At 46.5% G+C, this 11949-nt stretch carries 9 protein-coding genes; 5 read left to right on the forward strand and 4 right to left on the reverse strand.

Annotation, left to right across the window (positions count from 1 at the left end):
- Positions 1 to 168: 168 nt before the first annotated feature.
- The gene (locus ACYVGR_RS03130) at positions 169 to 1638 is read right to left on the reverse strand and encodes a DEAD/DEAH box helicase (RefSeq protein ID WP_460953920.1); all 1470 of its coding nucleotides are present in this window, start codon (positions 1636 to 1638) and stop codon (positions 169 to 171) included.
- Positions 1639 to 2016: 378 nt separating this feature from the next.
- Here ACYVGR_RS03130 and ACYVGR_RS03135 point away from each other — a divergent pair, with 378 nt between their 5' ends.
- From ACYVGR_RS03135 to ACYVGR_RS03150, 4 genes are all read left to right on the forward strand, one after another.
- Entirely contained in the window at positions 2017 to 3087 is a 1071-nt protein-coding gene (locus tag ACYVGR_RS03135; protein WP_460953822.1) for an L-dopachrome tautomerase-related protein, read from the forward strand.
- A gap of 68 nt (positions 3088 to 3155) precedes the next feature.
- A complete protein-coding gene (locus tag ACYVGR_RS03140; RefSeq protein ID WP_460953823.1) occupies positions 3156 to 5267 on the forward strand; it encodes a TonB-dependent receptor in 2112 nt (703 codons plus the stop codon).
- Positions 5268 to 5339: 72 nt separating this feature from the next.
- Positions 5340 to 5978, forward strand: a complete 639-nt coding sequence (locus tag ACYVGR_RS03145; RefSeq protein WP_460953921.1) for an ABC transporter ATP-binding protein — start codon at positions 5340 to 5342, stop codon at positions 5976 to 5978.
- Positions 5979 to 7040, forward strand: coding sequence for a hypothetical protein (locus ACYVGR_RS03150; protein WP_460953824.1), 1062 nt, complete (start codon positions 5979 to 5981; stop codon positions 7038 to 7040).
- 72 nt (positions 7041 to 7112) lie between these two features.
- On the opposite strand, the gene ACYVGR_RS03155 is transcribed toward ACYVGR_RS03150, so the two are convergent.
- Both ACYVGR_RS03155 and ACYVGR_RS03160 read right to left on the reverse strand, forming a co-directional pair.
- Positions 7113 to 9776 (reverse strand): ABC transporter permease, encoded by a 2664-nt coding sequence (locus ACYVGR_RS03155; RefSeq protein WP_460953825.1) that lies wholly within the window; start codon positions 9774 to 9776, stop codon positions 7113 to 7115.
- A complete protein-coding gene (locus ACYVGR_RS03160) occupies positions 9773 to 10108 on the reverse strand; it encodes a PadR family transcriptional regulator (RefSeq protein WP_460953826.1) in 336 nt (111 codons plus the stop codon). Before ACYVGR_RS03160 ends, ACYVGR_RS03155 begins: the two co-directional genes overlap by 4 nt.
- 52 nt (positions 10109 to 10160) lie before the next feature.
- Here ACYVGR_RS03160 and ACYVGR_RS03165 point away from each other — a divergent pair, with 52 nt between their 5' ends.
- The gene (locus ACYVGR_RS03165; RefSeq protein WP_460953827.1) at positions 10161 to 10403 is read left to right on the forward strand and encodes a hypothetical protein; all 243 of its coding nucleotides are present in this window, start codon (positions 10161 to 10163) and stop codon (positions 10401 to 10403) included.
- 388 nt (positions 10404 to 10791) lie between these two features.
- Here the strand turns inward: ACYVGR_RS03165 and ACYVGR_RS03170 are convergent, their stop codons facing one another.
- Positions 10792 to 11889, reverse strand: a complete 1098-nt coding sequence (locus ACYVGR_RS03170; RefSeq protein WP_460953828.1) for a hybrid sensor histidine kinase/response regulator — start codon at positions 11887 to 11889, stop codon at positions 10792 to 10794.
- Positions 11890 to 11949: the final 60 nt, after the last annotated feature.

Genomic DNA, 11949 nt, shown 5'->3' on the forward strand with positions numbered 1-11949 from the left:
GGGACGTAAGTTGCTGACGCATATCGTGGACAGAAAACCCAGTGTTTTTAAAAGACTTCGATAAGCGAACAATTCACACGATCTTTAATGAGGATACTCATTAGTTGCTTATCTATAAAAAGTACTATAAAGCGCTTACGGCTATAGGAAATCAAAGCTAGAATTTGTTCATTCCCCAACGGGCACCGAAGCGGGTGCCTGGTTCTGATCTTTCGAGCGGCCCTCGCCTTTGGGCCCTTTCCGACGTTTTTTTCGTCGCTTATTTTTGGCCTTCCCATCGCCATTGGCTGGATTTGGCAGCACACTTCCACCGGCAGTTTCAGCAGGCGTCCCTTCGGTAACACTCACTACGCCTTCCGGGCGGGGTTTACGTTCGGCATCAGCTCCCTGTTCACGACGACGCTCACGCTGTTCGCCCGAAACTGGTTGACTACCTTCTGGCCTAGGCTGCCCACCTCCACGACGTCCGTCGCGTCTACCTTTACCATTATTGCTCCGAGACCCGCCTTTACCACGTAGGCCGCTAAATCGTTTCGGATCAAAAATGGGCGATTTGCCCATATCTAACGCTTCTGTAATCGATTGTTTGTCCACGTCACGCTCAATCAGGCGTTCAATGTTTACAATACGGTTCTGATCCTGATCGCTAATAAATGTAATGGCCGTACCGGTAGTAGCCGCTCGTGCCGTTCGCCCGATTCGGTGAACGTAATCTTCGGCATCACGTGGAATGTCGTAATTAACCACGTGTGTCAGGTTATCAATATCAATGCCCCGTGATAGCACGTCGGTCGCGACGAGAATTGGGAATACTTTGTTTTTAAAATCGCGAAGAACCACTTCCCGATCGTCCTGCTCCAGATCAGAGCTGATACCGCGCGCGTCATAGCCCAGTTTACTCAAGGCCCGCACAATGCTGTTTACCTCCGATTTCCGCGATGTAAACAGCACCATGCTTTGCACGGGTTTCGTACTGTTTTTAATCAAATGCGCCAACAATGGCAGTTTCTGGCTATCGTAGGCCAGATAAAATTGTTGATCGATACCAGCGGCTGGTTTCGAAACGGCCAGTCGAATTTCTTCCGGATCAGTCAGGATTCGCTTCGAAAACTCGCGGATTTTATTGGGCATCGTAGCTGAAAAAAGCAAGGTTTGCCGCTTGGTGGGCAGTTTCGCTACAATGTTCAGAATATCATCCGAAAAGCCCATATCAAGCATTTTATCGGCTTCATCAAGTACTAGATAGTCGATCTTGTCGAACTTCACATAGCCCAGTTGCATGTGCGCAATCAGTCGGCCAGGTGTAGCAATGATGATATCAGCTCCCGTTTCGAGAGCTTTGCGTTGTTTATCCCAGTCGTCGCCTTTGCCACCGCCATAAATAGCAATGCTATTGGCATTCACAAAATAACCGAATCCTTCAACCTGTTCATCAATCTGCTTTGCCAGCTCACGGGTTGGCACTAGAATAAGCGTGCTGGTATGATCGTGGTCGGCGTGCGAGATTCGATCAAGGAGAGGAATCAGGTAAGCGGCTGTTTTTCCCGTACCGGTTTGGGCACTGGCAATCAGATCGCGTCCTTCTAGAATTTTGGGAATCGCCAACTCCTGAATGGGTGTGGCTTTTAAGTAGTTCATGGCATCCACTCCGGCCAACAGGTCGTCGTGGAGATTAAATTCCTGAAATGTCAAGGTAACAGCTGAATGATGGTGGAACACAACTGACCTTACTTTCCCGGTCAGTAAACCGCTTGATTTGAAACAAATATAACGAAAAAACAGAATTTACCTAATTAGAGTATAAGTGGCTGTTGCACGAATTTTACCCCGCCAACGTATCTATTAACAGTTGTGTCAGTGGCACTCCCTTCACAGTAAGCGAATCAATCCAGTGCCTAAACTTTTTCTGAACGCCCGAGTTCGTTGTGTAGGGAAAAGCCTATCCTTGAATCAACAAGTAGGAATTTTCGCCGTTTACTCTTGTTTGTGAATGTAGCTAGCCTGAAATCGACTCCCATGAAAACATATATCGTTTGTCTTTTCCTTCTGGTAAACAGCCTGCTCACTCTGGCCCAATCGAAGCTGGAAACAGTGGCCGAATTTGGCAAACACCAACCTATTGGCTTAGGTGTTTCGCAGGAGAACCGCATTTTCGTTACGTTCCCAAAGAATCCAATGAATTATGATTATGGTCTGGCAGAGATTATCAAAGGGAAACGATATCCTTATCCGAATGCAGAATGGAACCAGTGGGATTCGTTGAAACCACAAAGTCGATTTATCAATGTACAGGCTCTTTTCGTCGATCAAACTAACATGCTTTGGGTACTTGACCCGGCTAGTCCTGCTGGTCAGAAAGCGATTACGGATGGGATTAAACTCGTAAAAATAAATCTTGCCACGAATCAGGTGGAGAAGATTTATCGATTTGAGGATTTGCCCCGCGAACGTACTGCCCTAAATGATGTTCAGGTTGATTCAAAACAGCAGGTTGCGTATCTCTCAGACCCAGGACGAGGTGCCCTTGTTGTACTGGACCTTAGGTCGGGCAAAAGCCGAACTGTTTTAGAAAATGATCCTTCCACAAAGGCCGATCCGAATTTTGTGCTGACCATTGATGGAAAGGAGGTACGAGACAACAAAGGGAATCCATTCAAGAGTAACGTCAATGGCATTGCCTTAACGTACGACTACAAGTACCTCTATTTCAGACCAATTACCCAGACAAAATTATTCCGCATTGCCACCAGCTACCTTATAAACTCTGCCCTGTCGCCTACCGAATTAGCCGCACACGTTGAGGTAATGGGCGAAACGGGGGTTTCGCACGGTATGCTTGCGGATAAACTCGGGAATGTGTATCTGACAGATTCTCCCGATAAAGCCATTCGGTACTTTACGCCTAAGCGAGAATTAAAAATGCTTGTGCAGGACAATCGTTTACTTTGGCCCGATAGTTTTGGCATCGGCTCCGACGGCTACTTGTATGTAACAGCCGCCCAACTCCATCGGGGCAAACGCTATAATAATGGGGAAGACAAAGTGGAATACCCATTTCGGTTATATCGAGTGAAACTTCCGAAATAAGAAGCCAGTTTTACGACATTCTTTCTCTTATTTCAGTTGTACTTTTGCGCTACTTATCTTGTAGCCCTATGCTCAAACGTTTCCTCCCCTTCACACTAATTAGTGGTTTTCTTTTCCCTTCATTTCTTTTCGCTCAAGCCCCAACGACCTCTTCCTTAGAGGACACGCTCCAACTCAATGAAGTTGTAGTACGGGGTTACGCAACCAATCGACGTTTACTCGAAACGCCAGCATCAGTGGGATTACTCACGCGCCGGGATTTGAACCAGCGCTTTGGGACGCCTACGTTGATTCCGGCATTGAATACGTTACCTGGTGTTCGGGCCGATGAACGATCGCCGGGTAGTTATCGGCTTGCCATTCGGGGAAGTGCCATTCGGTCGCCGTTTGGTGTACGAAACATCAAAACGTACTGGAACGAAATGCCCCTTACGGATGCGGGCGGCAACACCAACCTGAATGCGCTTGACGTTCGGGCATTCGGCCGAATTGAGGTTATCAAAGGTCCGTCGGGAAGTTTGTACGGTGCCGGTACGGGCGGTACGCTTCTATTTAGTGGATTGGGCGTTCCAGCGGGCAAAAGTACGATTGAACTTTCGGCTCTGGGCGGTTCCTATGGATTATACGGGAATGGCCTGGTGTTACAAACCGGCAAAAACAACTCAGCCATATCACTCAATTACAACCATTTACAATCGAATGGCTATCGCGACCAAAGTGCTGTGGTGCGAGACAATCTGAGTTTTACCGGCTCATTCAATGTCAGCCCCAAACGGACAGTTTCAATGTTGGCATTGTACTCTGACCTACACTATCAAACACCGGGCGGTCTGACCGAAGCTCAGTTCCTGGCCAATCCTCGTGCCTCTCGTCCGGCAACGGCCACCCTCCCAAGCAGTGCCGCTCAGAACGCTGGAATTTACCAGAAAGTGGGCTATTTCGGGTTGTCGCACGAATATCGTTGGAGTGATCGTATCCAGAATACAACAGCCATCTTCGGTACTACCACCGACTTCGCCAACCCCTTTATTACAAACTACGAAAGACGAACCGATCAGGGCATTGGGGGCCGAACCGTCACTCAGATCCGTTTCCCGAACAGTCTATTGCCAACGGTGGTAACCGTTGGTGGTGAGTTCTTACGCAACTTTACAGTCGACCGGAATTTTGGAAACCGGGGTGGCGTACCCGATAGTATCCAGACCGACGAAGAACTCATTTCGAGACAATCAACCATTTTTGCCCAGGCAGAAGCCGAACTACCTGCTCATTTTCTACTAACGGCAGGCTTGAGTCGCAATGATGTTCGGTACGATTTTACCCGGTTTATGGTACGAGCCGGAGGATTGCCCACCGCTATGATCACCCGGAATTTTACTCCAGTCTGGTTACCACGAATAGCTCTACTCCGCACGTTTGGTCCAAATATCTCGGCTTTTGTAAGCATCAGCACGGGCTATTCGGCTCCATCTAGCCAGGAAATACATCCTTCGGCCGGTGGCTTCAGTGCTACTCTAAATCCTGAACGTGGAACCAGTTATGAAGTAGGTCTGCGCGGAACAGTTCTTAACAGTCGGCTTCGGTTCGATATAGCCCTATATAAACTTCAATTACGTGAAACCATCGTGCGTCGGTCAGATGCAGCCGGAGCCGATTACTTTGTCAATGCTGGCCGGACCGATCAGCCGGGATTAGAAACGCAGGTCGCCTATGATTTTGTCATGCCATCGTCCGTTTCCAACGCTTCGACATTCTCCCTGCTCCGCTTGTGGAACAACCTAACCTTGATCAATTATCGGTACCGCGACTATCAGCAAGGTACTGTCGATCTGTCGAACAATCGCATTCCGGGTGTAGCGCCTACAACCAATATCACGGGTATCGATGCCGAAACCAAGTCAGGTTTCTACGCTCATTTGACCTACCAGTTTCTGCTGGAATTTGCGTTGAACGACGCCAACACAGCCTTATCGAACCCAACTCAATTATTACAGGCAACACTCGGTTTCCGACGAAATCTGGGACAACACTGGATGCTTGATGTGTATGCCAGTGGCGATAATCTACTGGACAGAAGTTATTCCCTTGGCTATGACCTAAACGCCGTTGGCAACCGCTATTACAATGCAGCCCCCGGCCGAAATGGCATGGGTGGTGTGCGGCTGAGTGTGAAATGGTAAATGAAATGATGAATTATAAATGATGAATGATTCAGACTGGCGCGAGTATGTACTCGCGCCAGTTCAATGAATATGCTCACCGTCTCTAACCTCACCAAAGCGTATAATGGGCATATTGCCCTAACAGTCCCGGAACTGCATTTAGCACCGGGCATCCACTACTTCCGGGGCGGTAATGGCTCTGGGAAAACAACATTTTTCCGAACAGTAGCTGGCTTACTGCCCTTTTCGGGAAAAATTGTTCTGGATAACAACTACGAGATCACGCGGAATCCGATCGATTATCGAATGCGGGTCAACTACGCTGAAGCAGAGCCACTTTACCCTTCTTTCCTGACAGCCCGCGATCTGGTTGCATTTGTTGGGAAAGCCAAACTATCGCCCGCTGGCCAAGTAGATGCCTTAGCCGAGCTGTTGGGTGTGGACGCCTTCTGGACTAAGCCAACGGGACAGTTTTCGAGTGGTATGCTCAAGAAGTTATCGCTGTTGCTAGCCTTCCTTGGAACACCCCGCCTAATTCTGCTCGACGAGCCACTAACAACCTTAGACGTGGCAACCACCGAAAGGCTCTTTACTTATGTGCGACAGCTTCGAGATGAGCAGCATGTTTCTTTTTTACTGACTTCTCATCAGGACGTTAGCCTGACAGGTTTATCGATCACCGGTGTCTGGCAGGTAAGCTCGGGAGTCATTACACAAAGTGAACTATAAATGCTGACGTTCCTAAACAAACTCCTGATTGGCCCCTTTTACGCCAAAAATGCAGGTACATTTCTGGTCATACTTCTTTTAGCCTTTGGCTTTCTAAGTGCCACGGAGCATAAAGCGCTCATTACAGCCGCCTTGGGTTCGCCGTTTTTTCTGGCTATTGTATTCGTTCTGTGGGGATTGTATCTCCTAAAAACCATTTCATTTATCTGGCAGGAATTAACGGCTCCAGAGCATTTATTTCTGCAGACGTTCTGGCTCGTACCAAAACCTACACGCTGGGCGCTCTGGTTGGCGATACAAACGGGTCTGTTATTGCCTATTATTGCGTATGCAGGCTGGATGGTACAAATGGCTGTTCACTATCAGCAATGGGATTCGCTCAGTGCTATTGTCCTCGTCATTCTGGCCCAGATTGGAACGGGAGCAGCTGCGGCTGATTATCGGCTTCGACACCCTAATCCCGAGTCAATTCGTTTACCGCATCTAACAGTTCGACTTCCGTATGAGCTGTTTTTTCCCACGTACTGGCTACGATATGAACCGCTCTCATTCTTATTAACAAAAGCTTTTTCCGGATTATTACTGGCTGGTGTCTGCCGTCTGTATCCCACCGACGATTACGACCAGCGTCTCCTGTTGATTGGGTTGTTGCTCGCTATTTTAGGGCATTCACAAGTAGGTAATCAAATCAGCGAATTTGAGCAAAAGTATCTGCTTCTCTTACCTAATCTGCCTCTATCGTGGTTACAACGATTGGGTCGATATACGCTCACTTATGGCCTCATCTGGCTACCTGAACTCCTGATTTTACTGCGTAACTGTCCATCCAGCATTGGTCTCGATTATATCATCTGGCTCTGGTTAACGGGTTGGGGTGCCTTATTATTTATGCATAGCCTCGCTTATGGTCGCAACATCATACCAGATCGCTGGCTATCGGGTGTACTCGCTACGTTTATTGGTGGTCTATTGGCTATTATGTTTGGGGTTCCCGTTGGCATATGGCTGGTGCTGGGTTGGTTGGGAGCCGTTGGGCTTTGGTATAGGTCGTTTCGCGAGTAGAGACGCAATCCCTTGCGTCTCATTATCCAGTATGGCTTTGCTGACGCATAGGAGACGCAAGGGATTGCGTCTCTACTCGCTCTTCAATACCTTAGCCGGATTGTTTCTGGCGGCTTTTAACGTTTGGGAACCGATCAGTAAAAAGGCCAATGTCATCACGATCAATACACTGATCAATAGGTCACTCAACCCGATGGGTTGGTGATAGGCGAAGCTGGTCAGAACGACTTGGTCGAAGAAGTAGTAAGTTACTGGAAGTGCCACCAAACTCGCGATCAGCAGCAATCCTAAAAATCCTTTGCTTAGTAAAAAGACCAGCCCGCCTTCGGTTGCTCCCAACACTTTCCGGATGCTGATTTCCTTTAATCGGGTTTCGGTGGTGAAGACAACCATACCAAACAAGCCAAGTGAGGCAATACAAATGGCGAGGAAGGCAATGAACCCAATAACCTTCACCATGACCGAGAATTGACTGTAAGCCAGCTCAATCTGATCATCATAAAATTTAGCCTCCAATGGATGAACCTTGTCGATCTTGCGCCAGACATTGTCGATACTTGCCATCGTAGCAGCTAAATCATTCGAAGCAATTTTGACATTCAGATACCCCCAGGTCTCATCGGTCAGGAACCGGAATATGACGGGTTCAATCTTCTTATCCATTGTTCCGTAATGAAAATCCTTTAGTACGCCTACAATGGTGAGTTTGTTACCATCTACAGTAACCACTTTACCTAGCGCTTTTTCAGGGTTTCTTTTGGCAATATTGAACCGTTTCAGCACCTGCTCATTTACAATAACTTCACTTTCCTCTCCTTTTTTGGGACGTAAAGTAAAATTTCCTCCAGCAATCAGTTTGTGACTATGTAAGGGCAAATAATGCTCATCGACCATATTTAGCCAAACCATTGCAGAATCTCGGGGATCGGTATATTTCATATTTGTACCGTGCATACTTCCCAGGCTGGTAATCATCATTGAGCGGGAAACACCACGTACAGCCGGAATTTGCGAAAACTCTTTGGCTAACACGTTTCCTTTATTACCCTGCAACTCAATATTTAAAATATTGTCGGTGGTAAAGCCCAGATCGAACAGCACAAGTCCCCGGTATTGATTATAGCCTATCAGGGTTGTGACAATGAAAATCAGCGAGAAGGTGTACTGAATCACAATCAGTGCTTTACGCATCGTAACCCGCTGAAATACCTTTACCGTTGAGACGTCTTTTATGACCTGGAGTGCGTTGATTCGGGAGAAAAACACAGCAGGCAAAAACCCGGCGGCAAGCCCAACCAACGCAGCGAAGATCACAAAGTAAAGAATGATTCGGGGCGATAAATTGAGTTCGACCAGATCAGCAATATGTGGATCGAGGGATAGGAATTGCTCGCGTAAGAACAAAAACAGGCCAAAGGAAAACACCAGCGCTATCAGGGCAATAATAACTGATTCGGTCATGAACTGCCCAAGTACATGACTTTTCATGGCACCAATAATTTTACGAACGCCAACTTCACGAGAGCGCCGGAGCGAACGGGCAATGGACAGATTTGTGTAATTAAAACAAGCCGATAAAATAATGACAAATGCCAGGCCACCCAGAATCCAAATGACTAGTGGCCGAATATTAGGCCCAATTGTGTTACCGAGCCGTCGGCTTAATACGACATCGTTCAACGGTTGAAGCGCCACGATATACTTTTTATTTTTTATGGCAGCATTCTCCTTCTTGTTCAGTTTATCTAGCGTCGCTTGTAACGCAACAGGATTACTTCCTTCCGGCAGATTTATGTAAACGTAGTTCTGCCAGACATTTTCCCAACTATAAAAATTCGGGTCATTTTTGGCCAGTAATGCATCGGCGGTAGCAAACGAAACAAGCGCATCGAATCGCATGTGCGACAACTTCGGAACATCTTTCGCCACACCTGTAACCGTATAATTCAGCGAATCAAATCGGACGAATTTGCCTAATGGGTCAACATCGCCAAACATCTTTTTGGCCGTTTTTTCGGTCAGCACCAACGAATAAGGCTCTTTGAGGGCCGTGGCCGGATCGCCTTTTAGTAATGGGAATGAAAAGACCTTGAGGAACGAATTATCGGCCCAATAAGCTCCAAGGGGTATTACGGTTTCGCCTATGTGCGCATCTCCACCAAACCCATTACGAAAAATGGTTAGCTCTTCTACGCCCGCTACCGCTTTCCGAATTTCCTGCCCAACCTTTACGGAAGTAGAAGCTAGCTCCTCAGCAGGCTGATCTAAATTCTGAAAGGTAGTAAGGACTCGGTAGGTTCTATTTTTCTTCAACTGAAAGTCATCGTAAGAGAGCAGATCAGAGATCAGCGAAATAACAAGCAAACTCACCGACATGCTGACAGCTAATCCGAAGATGTTGATGAAGGAAAATAACTTATTGCGCACCAGACTGCGCCGGGATGTTTTAAGATAGCTGCCAATCATGATCCAGTGAATGAAAAGGTTTAAAAAATCAGGTTTTCGAATCGTATATAATCTGAAGAACTTGAGGGCATCCAGGCAGTAAATCAACCGGGCACGCTTGGCACCTTTCGCTTTCACGTTTCGCTCAAAATATTCATTCAAATCGCCTTGCAAATCCTCAAGTAACTCGGGGCGACAATACCAGCTAATCAGGCGTTGCGCCCAACGGGGCGGTTCGGGTTGATCAGTTTGATCTATCGGGCAATCGTATTGAGTGTCATATCGTTTCATATTGAGCCCTCCAAATTGAAGCCGGGGATTATCCGCCAGAGTGATTCCCGAACCTCTTTGGCATTGGTCAGAGCAATTTTGCCCGCGTGTGTAACCTCGTAATAGCGTTTGCGTTTACCCCCTCGCGTGCTAGTTGCTTCGCCCATTCGGCTTTTCACCAACCCCTTCTCTTCCAATCGATTCAGAACAGCGTGCACAACACCTAGCTTCGTGGCCCGCCCTGTATGTTTTTCCAGTTCATCGCAAACGGCTACACTATAGGCGTCGTTAACGAGTGCAGCAATTGTCAGCAGCACTAATTCTTCAAATTCCCCCAGGTTACTCCCCTTCATGGGCTTGTTCGGTTATTCTTTCGATTTGATTAACTCTCCAAATGTATGTAAAATGAGCGTATTAATTCTGCATTTGTATGTAAAATATTTTGTCTGGAACTGGGTCTTTGACCTAGTCAACTCTTTTATATATTGGGAGAGGCAGATTATGAAGATGATGAAAACCCAACCACCTAAAATTGAGAATCAAGCAGCGTATGAACGAGTCTCAGCGGCTGTCAAGCGTATGGCTGCAGAAAAAGAAGAAGAGTACAAAACAGCAGTTGAACGATATCAGAACGATCCTCATTTATAGCAAACTATGGTTGAACTTAGATAATTGACTGGAATTGCAGAATCCACAGCCAACTAATTTGTAGTAGCCACTACTTGATCTGACAGTGAGGGGGTAAATTTAATTGTCAGTTGTCGCCTTTAGACCTCCCGATTGAAGGCATTTGTAGGCGTTTGATCGACACCCATCTGCCCAGCCTCCTTTTATATGTGTAGAAGGCATACAACAGGGTTGACTAGTGCTTTGGCAAAATAGATTCTAGGGGATTTTATAGATTCTCGGGGCCGCCCGCGCGGTTGATTCTATTGTGCTGATAATCAAAGACGATAGAATCCAAAGAATCTATAGAAACTAAATTGGACGAGTACTAGTACACCTTTCTACAATGCTGTTGAACTGTTTTACTATGTCAAGATATAATCGGTAAACAGATTGATACAGACGTTTCCTCAACGAGTAAGCTACTAATAGTTAGGCGTCCCTGATTTAATTCCAAAATCTTTTTGACAATTGCTAAGCCCAATCCAAAACCTTGTTGCTCATAGCGTTGACGTTCAAATTGCATGTAGGGGGCAATTTGATTATAATAGTCTTGTTTGAAAGGCTGACCTGTATTGATGAATGTTAGACGATACTGACTTCCTTCGCATTCGCCAGTCAACGACACTTTTTGCATCGGATCGGAGAACTTGAAGGCATTATCAATTAACTCTTCAAGGCAAATACGAAGGTTATCCTCAGAAATACGCAATTGAGCACTTTGTATGCTTAAGTGATAATCAAGTACTCGGTCTTGTCTTTCAGATACTGATTGGGCAACATGCTCAACCTCCTCGGCTGTAATAAATGAGTTGCCAGTCGAGAAATAAGAATAAGCCTCGTGAGCGGGGTCTAGCTGCTGTAATAAATCCATCCGTTGAATCGTATCCAGTGAGCGTTTCAACCGCAGCCCACTAATCTTTATCATAGACATCATAGACAACGTTTCTGCTGCGGTAAACTGTTGGAAATTTTCAGCTAATAACGATGAGAAGCCTATAATACCCGCCAGCGCTGTATTGTATTCATGCGTCGCTGCTGAAGCTAGTTTTTGCTGAAATGTATTGATCTGGGTTTTTAGAAGAGCTTTTCGCAGGTCTTCCCGCTTCAGCCGGCTTTCAATGGTATTCAACAAATTTTGAGACGTAAACGGCTTCGTTAGATAATCATCAGCGCCTAAATCCATTCCCCGACGCAAATCAGTTGGATCTGATTTGGCAGTCAGAAATATAAATGGAACATTCGAGATCAGGTAATTTGTACGGACGACTTCCAGTACCTGATAGCCACTAACTTCAGGCATCATGATATCACAGAGTATCAAATCTGGTGAATGAAGCAAAGCCTGACTAATTCCTTCCCGCCCGTTGGTAGCCGTTTCTACCTGAAATCCCTGCAAGGTCAGTAGCTCCTCTACATTCTCCCGCATCTGAACGTCGTCTTCAATGAGTAAAATTTGCGTTGCCATGAATGCATAATGTATTTTGAATGGTCTGTCAATGGCTTTACCGTCAACTAATGGCTTAAG

This window comes from Spirosoma litoris (assembly GCF_054776755.1).

Coding starts and splice junctions, on each gene's coding strand:
- ACYVGR_RS03165 (WP_460953827.1), top strand. CDS start 10,161: ATGAGCGTATTAATTCTGCATTTGTATGTAAAATATTTTGTCTGGAAC.
- ACYVGR_RS03170 (WP_460953828.1), bottom strand. CDS start 11,889: ATGGCAACGCAAATTTTACTCATTGAAGACGACGTTCAGATGCGGGAG.
- ACYVGR_RS03150 (WP_460953824.1), top strand. CDS start 5,979: ATGCTGACGTTCCTAAACAAACTCCTGATTGGCCCCTTTTACGCCAAA.
- ACYVGR_RS03160 (WP_460953826.1), bottom strand. CDS start 10,108: ATGAAGGGGAGTAACCTGGGGGAATTTGAAGAATTAGTGCTGCTGACA.
- ACYVGR_RS03145 (WP_460953921.1), top strand. CDS start 5,340: ATGCTCACCGTCTCTAACCTCACCAAAGCGTATAATGGGCATATTGCC.
- ACYVGR_RS03135 (WP_460953822.1), top strand. CDS start 2,017: ATGAAAACATATATCGTTTGTCTTTTCCTTCTGGTAAACAGCCTGCTC.
- ACYVGR_RS03130 (WP_460953920.1), bottom strand. CDS start 1,638: ATGAACTACTTAAAAGCCACACCCATTCAGGAGTTGGCGATTCCCAAA.
- ACYVGR_RS03140 (WP_460953823.1), top strand. CDS start 3,156: ATGCTCAAACGTTTCCTCCCCTTCACACTAATTAGTGGTTTTCTTTTC.
- ACYVGR_RS03155 (WP_460953825.1), bottom strand. CDS start 9,776: ATGAAACGATATGACACTCAATACGATTGCCCGATAGATCAAACTGAT.